The 18,216-nt window shown below is 45.7% G+C and carries 19 protein-coding genes; 7 read left to right on the forward strand and 12 right to left on the reverse strand.

The genetic code is table 11. The features are described from left to right. Window positions 1-194: 194 nt before the first annotated feature. Window positions 195-401: a DUF3046 domain-containing protein gene (locus UL82_RS06100; protein WP_046439689.1), complete on the reverse strand. Its 207-nt coding sequence runs from the start codon at window positions 399-401 to the stop codon at window positions 195-197. Between the two features lie 76 nt (window positions 402-477). On the opposite strand from UL82_RS06100, the gene UL82_RS06105 reads away from it, so the two are divergent. From UL82_RS06105 to UL82_RS06115, 3 genes are all read left to right on the forward strand, one after another. Next, entirely contained in the window at window positions 478-1,056 is a 579-nt protein-coding gene (locus UL82_RS06105) for a biotin transporter BioY (protein WP_083966513.1), read from the forward strand. A gap of 70 nt (window positions 1,057-1,126) precedes the next feature. Then, window positions 1,127-1,816: an energy-coupling factor ABC transporter ATP-binding protein gene (locus tag UL82_RS06110; RefSeq protein ID WP_046439693.1), complete on the forward strand. Its 690-nt coding sequence runs from the start codon at window positions 1,127-1,129 to the stop codon at window positions 1,814-1,816. Window positions 1,817-1,819: 3 nt separating this feature from the next. Then, window positions 1,820-2,431: an energy-coupling factor transporter transmembrane component T family protein gene (locus tag UL82_RS06115; protein WP_046439694.1), complete on the forward strand. Its 612-nt coding sequence runs from the start codon at window positions 1,820-1,822 to the stop codon at window positions 2,429-2,431. Window positions 2,432-2,502: 71 nt separating this feature from the next. Here the strand turns inward: UL82_RS06115 and UL82_RS06120 are convergent, their stop codons facing one another. From UL82_RS06120 to pgsA, 4 genes are read right to left on the reverse strand one after another with little or no spacing between them, the layout of a single operon-like run. Then, window positions 2,503-3,324: a PspA/IM30 family protein gene (locus UL82_RS06120; protein ID WP_046439696.1), complete on the reverse strand. Its 822-nt coding sequence runs from the start codon at window positions 3,322-3,324 to the stop codon at window positions 2,503-2,505. Window positions 3,325-3,371: 47 nt separating this feature from the next. Then, window positions 3,372-3,686, reverse strand: coding sequence for a helix-turn-helix domain-containing protein (locus tag UL82_RS06125; protein ID WP_046439698.1), 315 nt, complete (start codon window positions 3,684-3,686; stop codon window positions 3,372-3,374). Between the two features lie 16 nt (window positions 3,687-3,702). Continuing rightward, entirely contained in the window at window positions 3,703-4,206 is a 504-nt protein-coding gene (locus UL82_RS06130) for a CinA family protein (RefSeq protein ID WP_083966436.1), read from the reverse strand. After that, window positions 4,203-4,772 carry a CDP-diacylglycerol--glycerol-3-phosphate 3-phosphatidyltransferase gene (pgsA, locus tag UL82_RS06135; RefSeq protein ID WP_046439700.1) on the reverse strand — a complete coding sequence of 190 codons (570 nt, stop codon included), beginning with the start codon at window positions 4,770-4,772 and terminating at the stop codon, window positions 4,203-4,205. The genes UL82_RS06130 and pgsA overlap by 4 nt, the downstream gene beginning before the upstream one ends. A gap of 36 nt (window positions 4,773-4,808) precedes the next feature. Between pgsA and UL82_RS06140 the strand changes: the two genes are divergently transcribed. Next, window positions 4,809-5,096 (forward strand): YciI family protein, encoded by a 288-nt coding sequence (locus UL82_RS06140; RefSeq protein WP_046439701.1) that lies wholly within the window; start codon window positions 4,809-4,811, stop codon window positions 5,094-5,096. On the opposite strand, the gene UL82_RS06145 is transcribed toward UL82_RS06140, so the two are convergent. The 7 genes from UL82_RS06145 to dapB form a co-directional block, all read right to left on the reverse strand. Continuing rightward, window positions 5,093-6,136, reverse strand: coding sequence for a TerC family protein (locus UL82_RS06145; protein ID WP_046439702.1), 1,044 nt, complete (start codon window positions 6,134-6,136; stop codon window positions 5,093-5,095). The two genes, UL82_RS06140 and UL82_RS06145, sit on opposite strands and share 4 nt — an antisense overlap. Window positions 6,137-6,501: 365 nt before the next feature. Beyond that, window positions 6,502-9,306 (reverse strand): DNA translocase FtsK, encoded by a 2,805-nt coding sequence (locus UL82_RS06150; protein WP_046439704.1) that lies wholly within the window; start codon window positions 9,304-9,306, stop codon window positions 6,502-6,504. 76 nt (window positions 9,307-9,382) lie between these two features. Next, entirely contained in the window at window positions 9,383-9,991 is a 609-nt protein-coding gene (locus tag UL82_RS06155) for a TIGR03085 family metal-binding protein (RefSeq protein ID WP_052735898.1), read from the reverse strand. Then, window positions 9,988-11,946 (reverse strand): ribonuclease J, encoded by a 1,959-nt coding sequence (locus UL82_RS06160; RefSeq protein ID WP_046439708.1) that lies wholly within the window; start codon window positions 11,944-11,946, stop codon window positions 9,988-9,990. The genes UL82_RS06155 and UL82_RS06160 overlap by 4 nt, the downstream gene beginning before the upstream one ends. Then, window positions 11,947-12,852 (reverse strand): 4-hydroxy-tetrahydrodipicolinate synthase, encoded by a 906-nt coding sequence (gene dapA / locus UL82_RS06165; protein ID WP_046441299.1) that lies wholly within the window; start codon window positions 12,850-12,852, stop codon window positions 11,947-11,949. It abuts the gene before it with no gap. Window positions 12,853-12,911: 59 nt separating this feature from the next. After that, window positions 12,912-13,664 carry an FAD-dependent thymidylate synthase gene (gene thyX / locus UL82_RS06170; RefSeq protein WP_046439710.1) on the reverse strand — a complete coding sequence of 251 codons (753 nt, stop codon included), beginning with the start codon at window positions 13,662-13,664 and terminating at the stop codon, window positions 12,912-12,914. Next, entirely contained in the window at window positions 13,664-14,407 is a 744-nt protein-coding gene (gene dapB, locus UL82_RS06175) for a 4-hydroxy-tetrahydrodipicolinate reductase (protein ID WP_126317171.1), read from the reverse strand. Before dapB ends, thyX begins: the two co-directional genes overlap by 1 nt. Before the next feature lie 154 nt (window positions 14,408-14,561). Between dapB and UL82_RS06180 the strand changes: the two genes are divergently transcribed. Genes UL82_RS06180 through UL82_RS06190 form a run of 3 tightly spaced genes read left to right on the forward strand, consistent with a single transcriptional unit; the run spans window position 14,562 to window position 18,183 of the window. Beyond that, window positions 14,562-16,220 (forward strand): efflux RND transporter periplasmic adaptor subunit, encoded by a 1,659-nt coding sequence (locus UL82_RS06180; RefSeq protein WP_046439713.1) that lies wholly within the window; start codon window positions 14,562-14,564, stop codon window positions 16,218-16,220. After that, the gene (locus tag UL82_RS06185; RefSeq protein ID WP_046439715.1) at window positions 16,220-16,909 is read left to right on the forward strand and encodes an ABC transporter ATP-binding protein; all 690 of its coding nucleotides are present in this window, start codon (window positions 16,220-16,222) and stop codon (window positions 16,907-16,909) included. Before UL82_RS06180 ends, UL82_RS06185 begins: the two co-directional genes overlap by 1 nt. Next, a complete protein-coding gene (locus UL82_RS06190; RefSeq protein WP_046439716.1) occupies window positions 16,906-18,183 on the forward strand; it encodes an ABC transporter permease in 1,278 nt (425 codons plus the stop codon). Before UL82_RS06185 ends, UL82_RS06190 begins: the two co-directional genes overlap by 4 nt. The last annotated feature ends 33 nt before the right edge of the window (window positions 18,184-18,216 follow it).

Here is an 18,216-nt window from a genome sequence, read left to right on the forward strand (position 1 = left end):
ACTATCTCATACCTACACCATGCATAAGAGTTAGAGTACTTAGGTCATTGCTTTACGCACTTAAGCACCTAAGAGATACAACGAGTGTATATTCACACCCAGATACAAACTTTACAATACACGCCAATATGTTCGAAAGAAAATTATTTACATATCATGTTTATCATTATTTTCGAACATATTTCCTCACATTTTTAATCATCCCGACCAAGTTGGCGCTCTGGAGGAATTTGAAATTCTTCGCACAGCGCCCACCACACATCACGCGGATCTATACCAGACTCAATCAACTCATCTGGGGTTGCGCCGTGGGTAGAAAGGACGTGTGAGTGCAATAGCCATTGTCCTTTTGCTTGACCAAATTCATCATCAACTAACTGTTGAAATTCTGTAAGGCGCATAAAAATATTCTACTTCTCTTTACTTTTCTCTTGCTAAAACACAAATAACAATCCTAATTGAACAGTGTTTAGTGTATTGTCTACAGTCGTGATCAACTCTCGAAACCGTCTTACGGATCTTGCTTATATTGCAGTTTTTTCCGCACTAATCATTGTATTAGCTTTTGTCTCTATCCCCGTTGGGGCAGCCGGAGTACCTATCGTTTTACAAAATGCAGCCATCGTTCTAGCCGGTTTAGTACTTGGCGGCAGACGTGGTTTTCTTGCTGCCGCGCTTTTTCTTGGCCTAGGACTTCTAGGTTTACCAGTTCTTGCTGGCGGGCGTTCAGTTCTTGCCGCCTTACCGGGAGTTTCCATTGGTTATTTGGTGGGTTACCTTATTTCACCACTAGTAGCAGGCATCATTGCTTACACCGCACGTGGACGCAGCAAAGCTCAGACAACTATCACCTTCATTATCGCAGCAGCAGTTGGGTTAATTATCCAGTATTTATGCGGCAGTATTGGCCTTGTTATTCGTGCTGATATGAGTTTTGGTGCCGCACTTGCCGCTCAGGGTGCTTTTGTTATCCCCGATGCTGTCAAATTTAGCGTTGTAGTCATCATTGCATTAAGTGTGCATGCGGCATTCCCTGACCTCATGCGTAAGAAATAAGACAGTTTTCCAATTTTATCGACGCTTACGGTGCCACCGTGAGCGTCATCAGTGCATCTAAGGCAGCCTCATGGACATACGCTTTGATTCAGTCAGCGTTAATTATGATGACAAAATCATCCTGGACAATATCACTACTACGCTTAGCGAACATCGGATCGGAATTATCGGTGCCAATGGCGGCGGGAAATCTACTTTTATCCGACTTATTAATGGTCTTGGCGAAGCTAGCTCTGGCACAGTCGAAGTCGATGGAATGAACGTCAATAAGCAGGCAAAAGAGATTCGCAAAAAAGTTGGTTTTGTCTTCTCCGATGCTGAAAACCAGATCGTTATGCCTACCGTCCATGATGACATTGCCTTTTCTTTACGACGGCATAAATTAACCAAGGATGTTCGTGAAGCCAAAGTTAATGAAGTCATGCAACGATTCCAACTTGCTAATCATCGCGATCATTCACCGCATATGCTCTCCGGTGGGCAAAAACAACTGCTTGCCCTAGCTAGTGTGTTGGTTATTGAACCTGAGCTCATTATTGCTGATGAGCCAACAACACTATTGGATATGCTCAATCGACGCCGTATTCGCCAGATTTTTGATACCCTCGAGCAGCAGCTTATTGTAGTCACCCATGATCTTGACTTTTTACAAGGCTTCGACCGAGTATTATGCATAGATAATCATGCCATTGCCGCTGATGGTTCCCCCGAAGAGGTTATTGCTTTTTATACGAACCTTATGCAGCAAAGGACTCTATAGCCAATGCATACTATTCCGCTTGGGCTCTATGTTCCAGGAAATACAGTCATTCACCGACTATCGCCCAGTTTTAAATTCTTCTTCCTTATTTTTTATATCTTTGTCAGTACCATTGTGGTCACTGATCCGCTTTACGCTGCTGGCTGCGTGCTTTTTATCGCTGGACTATTTGTACTTGCTCGTATCCCAATTCGGATTGCATGGAGCCAGCTCTGGCCAGCACTACCGATTCTTATTATGCTCGGAATTTTTCAGTGGTGGCAAAGAGAGCTTAGTTATGCGCTCAACCTTATCTTGATTATTTTTTCAGCGCTTATGGTAGCTACTCTTCTTACTTTGACTACCACAGTAGAAGAGATGATGGATTCCTTTGAAAAAATGCTTGCCCCTACTGCTCGTTTCAATGTACCTGTTGAAACCATTGTGCTTGCTTTTTCACTAACTATTCGCCTTATCCCACTCATGCTCAACACTGTCAATGAAGTGCTCGATGCAAGAAAAGCACGCGGAGCAAATTTCTCTATCGCGGCTTTTGGTACCCCAGTAATTATCCGTTCTATACGACGAGCACGTGCTATTGGTGATGCCCTCTATGCGCGCGGAGCTGGCGATTAAAACCGAGATAACCAAAACCGCCTCCTTCTTATGTGAAGGAAGCGGTTTTATTTGGTTTAAGCACTTACTTGTTAAGCTTCGCCTCGGAGCTCACGCATCTTTTGGGCAATGGCATCGTCACTGGCACTAGTTGTATTTTGTTCAATAGCTTGCTGTGGAGATCCAGCGTTAAGCTGACCACCCATCTCGGCACGGATTTGTTCTAATCGAGAATGACCAGCAAGTTGAATACCTGCATGCTCAATCTCTGACATACGACTACCAATAGAATTCTCAGCCAATTCTGCTGAACCTAACGCATTAGCATATCGACGCTCAATTTTTTCTCGTACCTGGTCAAGATTTGGCGTATCACGATTAGTAATCGAATCCATCGACCGAATGGAGTCAGCAACCTTCTCTTGCATCTTGGCCTGCTCTAGCTGGCTTAAGAGCTTGGTGCGCTCTGCCACCTTTTGTTGCAAAGCCATAGAGTTGCGCTCCACAGCCTTCTTGGCAACTTCTGCTTGTTGTAAAGCCTGGTCATGCAACCGCTTAGTATCTTCTACCACTTGCTCAGCGGTAACCAACTGAGCAGCAAAAGCTTCGGCTGCATTTTCATATTCCACAGCCTTTTTCTCGTCGCCTTCGGCACGTGCTTTATCAGAAAGCTGCAATGCTTGACGAGTATTTGACTGTAGTTTTTCAATATCTGCCAACCGACGATTGAGCTGCATTTCTAGCTGACGCTGGTTACCGATTACGGCAGCTGCCTGCTGCGAAAGCTCCTGGTGCTGACGCTGAGCTTCCTCAATAGCCTGCTGAATCTGTACCTTTGGATCGGCATGCTCTTCAATCTTATTATCAAACAATGCCATTAAGTATTTCCATGCTTTGGTAAACGGATTCGCCATAACTTAACCATCGGCCTTTCTTATTTTTATCTTAATTCTTAATTATTCTATACCCGGACAAGGCTTGCTTCGGCAGAACGCACCGCCATAGATCCGGCTGCTTCGATTAATACATCAGCCACCGTGGTTCCTAATGCATGGCATACCGACGCTAATAATTCAGAAGACACTTCCTTGCGCCCTCGCTCCAATTCGGAAAGATAACCCGGCGAAACTCGCGAAGTCTCGGCTAGTTCTCGCAAAGTAATCCCTTTATCTGCCCTAAAGGAGCGTAGAGCAGCACCAAGAGCCTCACGCAACAAAGGCTCTGGTGTCTTCTTAGTTGGCACTGGTTTATCTAGAATTGCTGTATATTTCATCATCTCTTACTCCAACGGCTCAACTATCTTGTTTGTTCCCACCACTTGAGTCAAGCGTGCTCAACATACCAATTGCTCGCACTACCGCTTGTTCTCGAATACTGCGTCGATCGCCTACTAAATCACAGCGCACAGCGTAAGCCTGTTGATTCATACTCACCCCTATCCAGACTTCACCAACTGGATGACCTTCTTGTTCATCTGGACCAGCTACCCCAGTAAGTGAAGCCCCCACAGTAGCGTGACATCGCACACGCGCTCCAATAGCCATTTCTATTGCAGTTTGCTCTGCTACCGCCCCCAAGGTGGCTAATGTCTGTCGAGCAACACCAGCTAACTGATGTTTCAGCTCTGTTTCATAGGTAATAAAACCACCACGTAGCACTGCACTTGCCCCAGCAACATCAGCAATGGTGGCTGCAAGCAAACCTGCAGTAAGCGACTCACAGGTAGCCAGCGTCCACTGACGATCACGGTAGCAAGCAATAAGTTCTTGTGCTGGTAGCAGCCTATTTTCTGTCACGCATTAACCCTTCGAGCATCAATAAGATACTGAATACCGGTAACAACAGTAACCAGCGTTGCCACAAGCATAACAATCAATTGAAGGATAGCCATAAAACTCGGAACTGGTACTAAATACAAAGCAATAGCACATGTTTGCAACGCAGTTTTAAACTTTCCTCCTTTGCTGGCAGGAACTACCCGACCACGACGTAATTCAGCCATCCGCCAGAAAGTAATTCCTAATTCACGCACAACAATGACAGTGGTAATCCACCACGGCAATAAACCAACGAGATTAAGACACACTAGTGCTGTAATCATTAATGCTTTGTCTGCGATAGGATCCGCAATTTTTCCAAAGTCGGTAACAATACCGCGTGCACGAGCAATATCCCCATCAAGTTTATCGGTGAACATCATAAGAATAAAGCACACAAAAGACCACCACATCCATGATGTCTGGTGTCCATCAGCTTTAAGCACCAGCCAAGCAAAAACCGGGATAAAAATAATACGTACCGCAGTTAGTGCATTAGGCAGATTAAAATTTGATGGTTTGGGATCTGTCACGTTCACAGTCATAAACCCTACCCTTTTTTGAGATTACAATGAATCTTCATGAGCTACTTTGCATTTATTTATCACTATGATCCGACTAACGACGAGATTGCTGCTACTCGCCCGCAACATCGCGAATTCATCGCCAGCTTGAATAAAAAAGGACAAATTCTTGGTTCCGGACCATTCACAGAAGGCAATAGCGGCGCACTTATTGTTCTTTCGCTAGGCGATACTGCCACCTTGGACGATGCCACTGCCATCATGAATGCTGATCCTTTTTATGAACAAGGACTCGTCGATAAGCGAGAAGTCCATGCCTGGAATCCAGTAATTGGCACTATTTAGTCTTCACGAGCATATTCTGAGGGGCGCTTGCGAATATCAATAGCGCCCTGAGCCTCGTCACGTTTAGTTTTAATTACCGAAGCCACTACTGCAAGAGCCAGAATCCCAATAATGATTATTAATGACCACGCGGTAGGAATCTCCATCACATTGAGTGACTCTCCACCATTGATAAACGGCAACTTATTTTCATGTAGTGCATGCAAAATAAGTTTAACGCCGATAAAGCCCAAAATCGCGCCCAACCCATAAGGCAAATAAACCAAACGATCAAGTAAACCATCGAGCAAGAAATACATCTGGCGCAAACCAAGTAAGGCAAACGCATTCGTGGTAAACACAATGTATGGTTCGGAAGTAATACCGTAAATCGCTGGAATAGAGTCAAAGGCGAACATGACGTCAATCATGCCGATAGCAACCAAGGCAATAAACAGCGGGGTCAGGGCAAATTGTCCGCGCTTATGTACGAAGAGATGATCTTCTTCATAGGTGGGGGTAACTGGAATAACCTTGCGCAACCAGCGAATAATTCGCATATCATTAGGGTCTTGCTCTGGAACATCACGAATTTCATCGACGATCAACTTCATCGCAGTGTAAAGCAAGAAAATACCAAAGACATAGAACACATCTGACCATGCTTCAATAACCGCTGCGCCCAGAATAATAAAGATAAGTCGGAATATTAGTGCGAGTGCAATACCGATGAGTAATACTTTTTGCTGATACTTTCGCGGGATTTTAAATGCTCCCATAATCAAAGCAAAGACAAAAAGATTATCGACACTGAGTGCTTTTTCCGTGATATATCCAGTAAAGAACTCCAAACCATGCTGGTGTGGATTACCTGGTTTGCTCCAGGCAAACCATAAAAATACCCCAAAAGCACAAGCTAATGCGATATAAAACAGTGACCACCAGGCAGACTCTTTAATAGTCGGCTCATGCGGGGTACGCACATGCGAATAAAAATCAAAAATAAAGAAACCTGCAATCACTGCAATGGTTATTGCCCAGGTCAAAGCATTGACTTCCATAAAAGACCTCCGGTCTTTCCTTTTTTAAGAATACGGATTAACCAGAGGTCTCCCCCACCAACCGACGGCGGCCAGCACGACCGGGAGCTTTACACTAAGCAACCGTGTTGACGATCAATGCTGATTATGGGGTACTCCCCTCCAATGGCAAGCAATACTATCTTAAGATTTATCCTTGTGCCATTTAGGCCGCAATCCTGCTATCTCTCAACACTTCTGTCTCAGATAAAAAACGCATTCATACAGCCACACGCACTGTATTTTGATATAACTCATAGCGATAGAGTCTGTGCCATTGTCCAATAGCATTGTCTGCACATAAGGCGACCACACATACCTGTGGTCGCCTGATAATGTTTTATTTTCTAAAATGCAGAATTGGTTGGGTTATAGCTAGCCTGCACTGTCGTTGTTTCTTCATCCATAGGTTCCTCTTTCGGTGCATCAGCTGGATTAGCTCCCTTAATCATCCACAAAATTGTTTCTAATTCCTCTGGTTTAACCAGGACTTCACGCGCCTTTGATCCTTCTGAGGGACCAACAACACCACGGGTTTCCATCAAATCCATGAGTCGACCAGCTTTAGCGAAACCAACACGCAACTTACGCTGAAGCATTGAGGTAGAGCCTAATTGTGCCGTAACTACCAGTTCAACAGCTTGAAGGAGATCATCCATATCTTTTCCGATATCGTCATCGATGTCTCGTTTAGTTTCAGTGGCTTTTTCTTCGGTGACGTTTTCAACGTATTCCGGCTCGCCTTGAGTCTTGGCTGCATCAACAACAGCCTGAATCTCTTCATCGCTTACATAGGCACCTTGAATACGAATTGGTCGCCCGCCCTGCGGAATAAATAATCCATCTCCCATACCAATGAGTTTTTCTGCCCCGGCTTGATCCAAAATCACTCGTGAGTCAGTCAAAGAACTAGTTGCAAACGCCAGTCGAGAAGGAACGTTGGTTTTAATCAAGCCAGTAACCACATCCACTGAAGGACGCTGCGTTGCTAGCACTAAGTGAATACCCGCTGCACGTGCCTTTTGGGTAATACGAACAATCGAATCTTCAATTTCTTTTGGTGCGGTCATCATCAAATCGGCTAACTCGTCAACCACACACACAATATAAGGGTAACTGTGATACTCGCGTTGCGATCCAGCTGGAGTTTGAATCTCGCCAGCTTCAATTTTCCGGTTAAAATCCTTAATGTGGCGCACACGGGCTTGTTTCATATCCATGTAGCGCTGTTCCATTTCCTCAACCAACCACTGCAATGCCGCAGCAGCTTTTTTAGGCTGAGTAATAATCGGGGTAATCAGGTGGGGTATTCCTTCATAGGGGGTTAACTCCACCATCTTTGGATCCACCAAAATTAACCGTACCTGCTCTGGGTTCGCCCGAGTAAGCAATGATACTAATAAAGAATTCACAAATGCAGACTTACCTGAGCCAGTTGAACCAGCCACCAATAGGTGCGGCATCTTTTGTACCGAATGCGAGACAAAATCGCCCTCAATATCCTTGCCTAAACCAATCAGCATTGGGTCGGTATCGCCTACAGTTGCTGGAGCATTAAGTACATCACCTAAGCGCACCATTTCTCGATCAGTATTCGGCACTTCAATACCGACTGCCGATTTACCCGGAATTGGGGTAAGCAAACGAATATTATCGGTAGCCACCGCATAGGCAAGGTTAGTTTGGAGGTTAGTAATTTTAGATACTTTCACTCCAGGACCAAGCTCTACTTCATAGCGGGTCACTGTCGGTCCCCGGCTAAAACCAGTGACATGCGCATCTACTTTAAATTCAGCAAACACATCGCTAATAGCTTCAATCATGCGCTGATTTGCTTCAGTTTCACCTTTAGGAGCCACACCCGGTACTAATAAGCCAGTACTAGGTAAATCATATTTCTTACCTGGCGTTTTATTTGGAATGTGGGTAGGTTTTTCCTGCGGGGTCTGGTTTTCAGTGACCGAGACAACCGGAGCAACCACTGGTGGAGCAACTGGATCAGGAACTGGTATTGCAGCTTTAACCTCACGTGCTTGCACAATTGCTTGTCGACGGTGTTCGACCGCATCTGGTGCCGGTTGAGCAGCAGGGCGTTCAATAGCTACGGTTGGCTGGTAATCGTCGTCAAGTGGTGCTTCCAGAATAGCCTGCGTGCTAGCTTCTTGAGCTGGCTGAGTAGTTCGATTAAATAGACTTGGTGTTTCTACCCCGCTATCAAGCGGATAGTTCTCCGCTGGGGTTGTTCGGCGTGACCTATTACGAGGTGCTGTAGTGCGCAATGGCGGAGCAGCTGGTGTGATTCCTGCACGATGATCAAGTTCTTGATCGACATCAGCATAGACATCATCACTATCATCGTCGTATTCTTCTGGTCTGTGAATGAGCTCAACGATAGAATCATAAACTTCCCGGAAAGTAGTACCGGTTACGCGCTGAGCGCCATAAACAATAAGAATGACAAGTAATGGGATAGCAATATAGCTAGAAAAGCCAGCTGCTAACGGTCCACCAATATAAGCGCCAATAGCACCACCAGCTAATTTGCGCGCTTCCCAAGCAATAGGGGTACCAGCAAAAATATGCAACAAACCCAATACTGCCCCGCAAATAAGGGTAGCTCCGAAATACACTCCCCCACGCCTATGGTGTTCTGGTTGCAATCCCAGCATGAGTACACCAGCCCAGCCGACTAAAAATAATGGAACAATATAGGCACCAGCACCAACTACCACATGCACACCGGTAGCAATTGCATCACCTACTGGACCAGCGATATGAAACCACACTGATGAGCCGATAATAAATGCAAGCGCAATAAAAATAAGCGCAATAGTATCGTTGTGCGGTGAGCTATAGCTGCTTGTTTGTCCCTCTTCGTTCAGACCAGCTAAATCATCGTCGTAGTCTGATTCGTTTTTATGGGCAACTTTTCTAGTTACACTTCCCACAGCATGCGCAGTAGCACCAAAAAGCTTATTCAATCCGCCGCCAACAGCACGAAAAGCGCTGCCGGTTCTTTCCTCAGAAGTATCGACAGCGCGTCGTGACGGGCTTGTTGGTGAAGCACTCTTTTTGCTTCGCCCATTAGGCCCACGGGTGTTCTTGCCGCGGGATGGGCGTGAGGATGAGGTGGAAGTGCTTCTGACAGTCATGCCCTACAGCATAGACTCATCATTCACATTCATCACATCCGAAACACGATTTACCTAAATTAAAAATCAGTCAAGTTTATACACTTGAAAGTTTTAGCTCTTCAGTGTTTCCTAAAACTTCCACCTCAGCTGCCTTCCGACCAAATAGCCACAATAAAATCTCGCCAATATGACCACGCAGAATAACAACCGCATCGCCTTTATCGGCAACACCCCGACGATCATAAGCAACAAAACGTGGATAGCCTACCGGTTCACATACCACGGGCGTATTGGTTCCTCGCAATAACATTTTTGCACTACGCCGCACGAGTTGAAGCAGCTCCAATTCATCAGTACGAGAAAATTGCCGGGGTTGCCAACAACTACCACCACGAAGTAAATCTTCATGATGGACAAAATGTTCTGCAGCATTAATCCACTTATCCCCTACTGGAGAACCAGCTGCCCATTTTTCAACAAGCTCAGCAAAATCACATGCTTTAGCTTGCGCGCAGGCAGCGTGATAACGCGCCGACAGCATTGGCACAAACATTCCTAATGCAGCTAATCGGTTATTTTCACGCACATAAAGGTGCACAAGAAGATCATGGGCATTCCAGCCCTCGCACAATGTGGGTGCAGCCGGACCTAGCAGACGAAGCGTGTCTGCCAAGCCGGCGCGCTCAGTAACGGAAAGACTCACAATGACTCGCGTGTTGCTCGAATATCATCATCGGAGAAATTCACGTTATCACTAGTCATTGGGATAACAGTCGGCATAATCATTGGCTTACGACGCCACGTTTGCTCAATAAAACGAGAAATCTTACGACGTAGATGACCCACCATACGATAAGGATCATTCTCGCCTTCCGCAGCCAAATCATTCATGGTGCTCTCTACTAGATCGGTAACCTGAGGCATCATAGCAACAGCATCTTCGGAGAAACCACGTGCTTGTACGGTTGGACGCTCTAATAATCGACCGGTTCGGTTATCAATAACCGCAGTAATCGAAACTAAGCCGCCTTCGCCAAGCGAAGTACGTTCTTCAAGCACCTCAGCATCGATATCACCCATAGTTGAACCATCCACATAGAGATGTCCCACTGGAATCTGGCCAACCACACGAGCACGACCATCGATAAGATCCACAACGACACCATTTTGCGCTAGTACCACGCGATCAGGATCAACGCCGGTAGAAATGGCTAATTCTTTATTTGCGCGCAAATGACGCCACTCACCGTGTACTGGCATAGCATTTGTTGGTCGGGCAGCGTTATAGAGGAACAATAATTCACCAGAATAACCATGGCCAGAGGTATGTACTTTAGCCTCGCGACCAGTGATAACGGTAGCTCCAATTTGAGCAAGCATATTAATGACACCAAAAACAGCTTCTTCGTTACCTGGTACCAAAGAGGAACTTAAGATAATGAGGTCACCATCACGAACAGTAATATGTCGATGCTCACGCCGAGCCATCCGCGAAAGTGCAGCCATTGGCTCGCCCTGGGTACCGGTGGTAATCAACATAACGCGATGAGGTGCTAACTTAGCTGCCTCATCCATGGTGATAATTGTACCTTTAGGAGCGCGCAAATAACCCATCTTTTCCGCAATATCCATATTGCGGATCATCGACCGACCGTTAAACGCAACCTTACGCCCTGCAGCCACAGCAGCATCAACTGCTGCTTGCACACGGTAAACATTGGAGGCAAAGGAAGCTAAGATAACCCGCTTCTTGGCATCGCGAACCAAGCGTTTGAGAGTAGGTGCAATTTCTGATTCAGAACCAGAGACACCTGGTGTCGTAGCATTAGTGGAATCACAAAGCAGCAGATCTACACCTTCATCACCAAAACGCGATAGTGCAGGAAGATCGGTAGGACGACCATCAGTAGGTGTTTGATCAAGCTTGATATCGCCAGTGTGAATTACCAGACCAGCACCAGTTTTAATGGCCAGGCCAAGGCAATCCGGTATGGAGTGATTAACCGCCCAGAAACGCACGTTGAAAGGTCCACGATCAATATTGGACTTTTCATCAACTTCGATTAGTTTTGGCCGCTGACGATGTTCTTTACATTTAGCATCGATCAATGCCAATGTGAACTTCGAGGCGATAATCGGAATATCATCACGCAGTTTTAATAACCATGGAATAGCACCAATATGATCCTCATGTCCGTGAGTAACTACCAATGCTTCTACTCGGTGCATTTGGTCTTCGATAGGACCAAAATCAGGCAAAATTAAATCCACGCCTGGCTCACCTGAAGATGGGAAGAGTACGCCACAGTCCACAATAAGCAAACGGTTGTTGTACTCAAAGATCGTCATATTACGACCGATCTCCGAAACACCACCAAGAGCGTAAATACGCAAACCATTACGAGGGGCTTTAGGTGGTTCAGGCAACCTCTCGGTGAGGTCAACACCTTGCATCGACTTCACAACGTTGCGACGATTACGGTTTTCACTATTTCCGCCCGCATTACCACGGCCATTGCGGCGGCGACGGGGGTTATTGTTACGAGATTTTGTCTCAGTTTTGTTTTCCGCTACTGATCGGAAAACAGGTGACTCAGCAGTCTCCGGTGGACCAGCCTTACGGGTGACCTTCCGGGCACGACTACGGGGTTCAGTCATTTATAAAACTCCAGCTTTTTCTAGATCACGTCGGAGCTCTTCTAACTGCTTCTCATTAGGTTTAATAATAGGCAGCCGAGGATCACCGACTTCAATGCCCTGCATTCGCAGAGCAGCTTTAGCGAAGCTCACCCCACCCAGACGAGCCTGAGCAGAGGTAAGCGATGTCAATTGGGCATTGATAGCACGGGCGGCATCAAGTGTCCCAGAAGCAAAGTGCGTATACATTTCACGCAATAGTTGTGGCGCAACGTGTCCTATCACTGAGATAAAACCGGTTGCCCCCACGCTTAACCACGGCAAGTTAAGCGGATCGTCGCCAGAATACCAAGCTAAACCTGTTTCACAAATTAAACTGGTGGCTTCTGCAATATTTCCTTTGGCATCTTTTACCGCTTTAACGGTATCAATCTCAGCTAATCGACGCATGGTATCTGGTTCGATAGGAATAACAGAACGCGGCGGAATATCATAAACACATACCGGAAGCTCTGTAGCATGTGCTATAGCATAAAAGTGCTGGTAAATACCTTCTTGACTCGGTTTTGAATAGTAAGGAGTTACTACCAAAAGCGCGTCTGCTCCAGCCTGAGCTACACACTGTGCTAAATCAACCGAAGTAGCAGTGTTGTTAGTGCCTGCACCAACAACAATTTTTGCGCGTTCTCCAACTGCCGCTTTCACGGCTTTGAGCAAATCTAACTTCTCTTTTTTGGTTGTAGTCGGTGCTTCACCTGTGGTACCAGAAAGCACTAAAGAATCAACACCATGATCAACCAGGTGAGCTGCAAGCTTCACCGAGGCATCAATATCAAGCTTACCAGCGACATCAAAAGGAGTAACCATTGCTACAGAAATGGTGCCAAAATACTCAGATCCGCGGGTTGCTAAATAATCTGTGCTCATAAAAGTCAGGTTACCTGCTTCTTGCACCAGGGATGGAATTGACCCCGATAAACTAACTCTTAAAAATCTATTGCATAAGGACTTAAGGCCATTTCACTGCCATCTGCAAGCTGGGTGATTTCAAAATCATCAAAAACTGCGGGTGCTTGTTTTTGTAAAATTTTCAAGCACTCAACAGCAATGCGACGAATTTCTATCTCGGTGTGCTCAGTAGCTCGCATACTAATAAAATGACGCCACGTGCGGAAATTACCAGTAACTACCATCCGTGATTCCATTGCCATAGGCAAAATAGCTCGCGCGGCCTGATATATCTGCTTTTTACGCAGAAGCGCATTAGTTTCCGCTACAAGGTGCTCATCAAGTGATGTTAGTAACTCATTATAAACAAAGCGAGATTCGTCAACTGCTCGTAAAAAGAGTCTTTTCAGTTGCTCATCACCATCAATAAGCTCTGGAATAACCACCGGCTGATTATCATGCGAAACAAAGCGCTGACTTAATTGTGAGAAAGAAAAATGCCGATGTTGCATAAACTCATGAGCTGCCAAACGCGATACGCCACGCAAATACATTGTGGCACTCGCGTGTTCAAGTAATGCTAAATGGCCAACCTCCATAAGCTGCTGAATATAACTAGCATTCACTTGCGTACGCGGATTCGGTTTATCAAAGGTTTCATAGCATGCACGCCCAGCAAACTCGATAAGTGCCTCTGAACCATCAGCATCGGTTTGCCATTGAATATCCGTCGGCAAGCGAAAATCTGTCGCAGCAATGAGTTCAACCAATAATTTCGATTGAATAGTCATTAGATATCGAGATAATGTTCCAGCCCAACAACAAGACCAGCATGCTTTTCAATGTCTCGCACACCGACAAGCACCCCTGGCACAAAGGAAGTGCGATCATAGGAATCTTGGCGAATAGTCAGCGACTGACCTTGTGCACCAAAAATAACCTCTTCATGGGCAACCATCCCAGTCATTCGTACCGCATGAACTGCTACCCCATCCACGTTTGCCCCGCGCGCGCCGCTTAATGACTGCGTAGTGGCATCTGGTTGTACCCCCAACCCTGCTTTGCGACGAGCCTGCGCAATCCCTTCTGCAGTGTGGATAGCAGTGCCCGACGGCGCATCAAGCTTATTGGGATGGTGGTACTCCACTACCTCAGCAGAATCAAAAAAGCGGGCAGCTTGTTGAGCAAAGTGCATAGTTAAAACTGCAGAAATAGCAAAATTAGGAGCAATTAAGCAGTTTGCTTTTCCCTGCTCACACCACTGCCGTACTTTTTCTAAGCGTTCAGCAGTAAAACCGGTGGTTCCTACCACCGCATGAATACCATGTGTAAGAACATACTCCAGGTTATCCATGACTACCTCTGGAGTAGTGAAATCAACGATAATCTCGGCACCAGCATCGATAAGTGTCGACAGAGAATCATCTCTATCTAATCTAGCGACAAGTTCCAAATCATCTGCGGTCAATACTCCTTCACAAACAGCCTGACCAACACGACCATGAGCACCTAGGACACCGACTTTTTTCATTATGCTCCCTACTTTCATATTTTTAAATGTTTACTTCCTAAAAGTGTAGCGAAATCTTATAAACATTCAGGGTTTCCCCAGTAACAAGGCCTATACGCTGTGTTACCATGGGGCAGATTATTTTAAGAAAGAATAATAAATTCGAAAGGAATTCAATATGTCAGCCCTTGTGGCCAATAAAAAGAAAGCCCTGGTTATTACAGCAATAGCCATCGGCTCTATCATTGCTCTTTTTGCTGCATTCTCTTTCGTGCGTTCTTTCTTTGGCAGCTCAGTCAATATTTTACAAGCAAGCGACTATACCGAAATTGGTACTGGTGAATCCACTAGCCGGGTAACCCTTGAATCTACCGTTGAACCTGCTAAAACTGCCACATTATATACTCATCTCACTGGTCCAGTTTCCTCCCTAGCAGTCAAAGTTGGCGACAATGTAACTACTTCGCAGCTTCTTGCCACCATTGACACTTCTACTGCTGAGCGCGAACTGAGTGCACAACAAGCTAGTCAAGCTCAAGCACTTGCCCAAGCCTTAGGTCAAGCAGAGCAAGCACAGTTGCAATTAGATCAATATCGTGAACAGCTAGCCGCTGGTTATAACAGTGGTATTAACTCTGCACAATCTGGAATTCGTACCGCTTCTGAGGCCTATGACAAAGCTCAGCGTACTTTTGAAAATAAGCTCCGCGACGCTAATACCGGCAATGACACCAACTTACGACAACAAGGTGCTACCCTGGCAACCGCACGCGATCAATTAATTACTGCCACCTTAGATGTTGTCCGTCAAGGTGCAAATGCAGGTTTTGCCCTCACTGGTGGAACCAACAATGATAATCAAACTCAAGAAAACACTAACCAAGATCAAGCAGTACTCAACTCTGGTTTAGCTACTGCCGATTCGGTTAATCGACTCAATGCTAGCGTTCGTGGCCTCAATGAAGCACAAACTGCTTACAATGAATCTCTACTTGCTATTGATCGTGAACTTGCCGAAGCCCAGCAGCAAGTAGCTAGTGCCTATGAGGCTCGTCGGGAAGCAGAAACTACTGCTGCCGCTGCTGATTTTAGCTCCCAACAACAACTTCAAAGCTACCAAAGTGCTGCTGACCAGGCATGGCGCAGTGCTAATACCTCTGATGCTGCGGCAGCAAATACTATCAACCGTCTGCGTCTTGATATTAACTCCTCAGAAATTCGGGCCCCATTTTCTGGCATAGTTACTGATATCCAAGCTGAACAGGGCAAACCAGCCTCCGGTTCCCTGATTACCGTTGGTGATGACTCCACGATCAAGCTCAGCGCTAAGCTCAAAGAATCAGATTTAGCAAAGGTAAAAGTTGGTGACCAGGTTAGCTTTACTACCCCGGCAACCGGCAATCAAGAATTCACCGGTCGTGTTTCTTTGATCTCCCCCGTTGCTGTACACAAGCCAGCTAGCTCTGATTCCTCTTCTTCCTCATCATCGGCAAAACCTACCTTCCCAATCGAAATTGAAGTAACCGGTAATAAAGAAGGTTTACGTATCGGTAGCTCGGCAAAAACACGTATCACCGGGGAGAGTACAAAACAACCTATTAGTGTGCCAACAAAAGCTATTTATGAAGACAGTGGCACAACCAAGGTGCTTGTCGCTGAAACATCAGAAGGCAACACTATGACTATTGCTGAGCGTGAAGTAAAAACTGGTGCTGCAGAGGGTACCCATACTGTTATTACTTCCGGGCTTAAAGAAGGCGATCGAGTACTCAACAATGCTGAAACACATCGCACTCAAATTGGTAAGCAGGTCTTTAGCCCAACGGTGACGCAATAATGGAAGAACTTATTAAACTCAATGGGATCACCAAGACATTTAATATTGGCACCCCCGGTGAAATTACCATTCTGCCCAATGTGAACCTCAATGTTTTAACTGGTGAGTTTCTCGCTGTTGTTGGTGCTTCTGGTTCTGGTAAATCAACCCTGATGAATATCATCGGCATGCTTGATCGACCAACTCAAGGAGAGTACTACTTTGCCGATGAAAATGTACTTGCGCTTGACGACGATCAACTAGCAAATCACCGCAGCCAAAATATTGGTTTTGTCTTCCAAAACTTTAACCTTATTGGCCGGATCTCTGCGCAAGAAAACGTGGCTATGCCCATGATGTACACCGGTATGGGGCGTAAACAACGTATGCAGCGTGCTGCAGAATTACTTGCTCAGGTTGGTATGGCAGACCGGATGACCCATACCCCGGCAGAACTATCTGGTGGACAAAAACAGCGAGTAGCTATTGCACGTGCGCTCGCTAATGATCCTAAATTATTGCTTGCCGACGAGCCTACCGGTGCTCTCGATTCCTCTACCGGCCGCATGGTTATGGATCTTTTCCACGATCTCAACCGTGATCTAGGTAAAACTATTGTCTTTATTACTCACAATCCTGAGCTTGCTGCGGAAACTTCTCGAACAGTCACTATGGTCGATGGACATTTACAAGAGGGAGCGCTGATATGAATTATCTTGAAGCCATCCGGCTAGCGCTATCGAGTTTGCGCACCAATAAAATGCGCTCTTTGCTTACCCTATTAGGCATTATTGTTGGTATCTCTTCAGTTATTGCGATCTTGACCTTGGGTCGTTCACTGAGCTCCCAAACAAATCAATCATTAGCGGAATCCGGTATTAATGATTTCACTGTGCAGGTGATTTCTCGGGAAGCACAAGAAAGCGACGATCCCTATGCCTATCTTTATTCTTCAACTCCTGTCGATAAGGATTCAAAGATCACCCCAGAAATTATTAATAGTATTAAAGACTCTTCTCTTGGCTCTCAGATAACCGGTATTTCTATTGGTGATAATAGCTCGCACACTGTGACACTGAGCAATGATGATGATAAAGAAGAAAAAACAACTGCTCGTGGGGTAAATCTCGACTATTTTACTATCAAAAAAGTCAAACTTCAGACGGGACGTTTTTTTACCGAAGATGAAATTGATGCTGCCGCAAACGTGGCAGTTATTTCGCCAACTACGGTTAATGAGCTCTTTGGTGGCAATGCACAAGCCGCTTTAGGCAAAGATATTGAATTGCAAAACTCCAGCGGCGAATACGGAAGTTTCACCATTATCGGAGTGTATGCGCCCAAAAAGCAATCAGGTGTTATTTCTTTCCAAGACCCACCGGAATTTTATTTCCCGTACACCGTAGAACCAGATATCTCTAATTCGGAACTAAAATGGGATAGTATCTCTATCCGCCCTCTAGAAACGACAGATCCTTCTACGTTCAAGGTCGAGCTACAAAAATTCTTTGATGAAATCTACGCCGACAACAATGAATTTACTGGTAAAGTTCTGGACTTCCGACAAGAGGCTGCCAGTTTTAGCAAACAGCTACAAACAATTAGCCTTGCTATCTCTGCGATTGCTGGTATTTCCCTACTAGTCGGTGGTATCGGCGTTATGAACATTATGTTGGTTACTGTTACCGAACGCACCAGAGAGATCGGTGTACGCAAAGCACTCGGTGCTCGACGCAAAGATATCCGCAAACAATTCGTAGTTGAATCTATGATTGTGTGCCTTATCGGAGGCATTATTGGTGTTGTACTTGGTAGTACGCTAGGGATACTAGGAGCAAAATTAATTGGCCTTGCAGTATTCCCACCAATAACCGGTATCGTCGTTGCGCTGCTTTTCTCTCTAGGCATCGGTTTATTCTTTGGATACTACCCGGCGAATAAAGCCGCAAAGATGAATCCTATTGACGCACTAAGATACGAATAAACCCCTAGGAAGGATCTCCTTCCTAGGGGCATT

The sequence above is a fragment of the Corynebacterium kutscheri genome (assembly GCF_000980835.1).
GTDB classification, from domain to species: Bacteria; Actinomycetota; Actinomycetes; order Mycobacteriales; family Mycobacteriaceae; genus Corynebacterium; species Corynebacterium kutscheri.

Bases quoted from the DNA above. Each gene is read 5' to 3' on its own strand.
- UL82_RS06100 (WP_046439689.1), bottom strand. From the start codon at position 401: ATGCGCCTTACAGAATTTCAACAGTTAGTTGATGATGAATTTGGTCAA.
- UL82_RS06110 (WP_046439693.1), top strand. From the start codon at position 1,127: ATGGACATACGCTTTGATTCAGTCAGCGTTAATTATGATGACAAAATC.
- UL82_RS06190 (WP_046439716.1), top strand. From the start codon at position 16,906: ATGAATTATCTTGAAGCCATCCGGCTAGCGCTATCGAGTTTGCGCACC.
- dapA (WP_046441299.1), bottom strand. From the start codon at position 12,852: ATGAGCACAGATTATTTAGCAACCCGCGGATCTGAGTATTTTGGCACC.
- UL82_RS06160 (WP_046439708.1), bottom strand. From the start codon at position 11,946: ATGACTGAACCCCGTAGTCGTGCCCGGAAGGTCACCCGTAAGGCTGGT.
- UL82_RS06185 (WP_046439715.1), top strand. From the start codon at position 16,220: ATGGAAGAACTTATTAAACTCAATGGGATCACCAAGACATTTAATATT.
- UL82_RS06140 (WP_046439701.1), top strand. From the start codon at position 4,809: ATGAGCTACTTTGCATTTATTTATCACTATGATCCGACTAACGACGAG.
- UL82_RS06115 (WP_046439694.1), top strand. From the start codon at position 1,820: ATGCATACTATTCCGCTTGGGCTCTATGTTCCAGGAAATACAGTCATT.
- UL82_RS06150 (WP_046439704.1), bottom strand. From the start codon at position 9,306: ATGACTGTCAGAAGCACTTCCACCTCATCCTCACGCCCATCCCGCGGC.
- pgsA (WP_046439700.1), bottom strand. From the start codon at position 4,772: ATGACTGTGAACGTGACAGATCCCAAACCATCAAATTTTAATCTGCCT.
- UL82_RS06125 (WP_046439698.1), bottom strand. From the start codon at position 3,686: ATGATGAAATATACAGCAATTCTAGATAAACCAGTGCCAACTAAGAAG.
- UL82_RS06180 (WP_046439713.1), top strand. From the start codon at position 14,562: ATGTCAGCCCTTGTGGCCAATAAAAAGAAAGCCCTGGTTATTACAGCA.
- thyX (WP_046439710.1), bottom strand. From the start codon at position 13,664: ATGACTATTCAATCGAAATTATTGGTTGAACTCATTGCTGCGACAGAT.
- UL82_RS06120 (WP_046439696.1), bottom strand. From the start codon at position 3,324: ATGGCGAATCCGTTTACCAAAGCATGGAAATACTTAATGGCATTGTTT.
- UL82_RS06145 (WP_046439702.1), bottom strand. From the start codon at position 6,136: ATGGAAGTCAATGCTTTGACCTGGGCAATAACCATTGCAGTGATTGCA.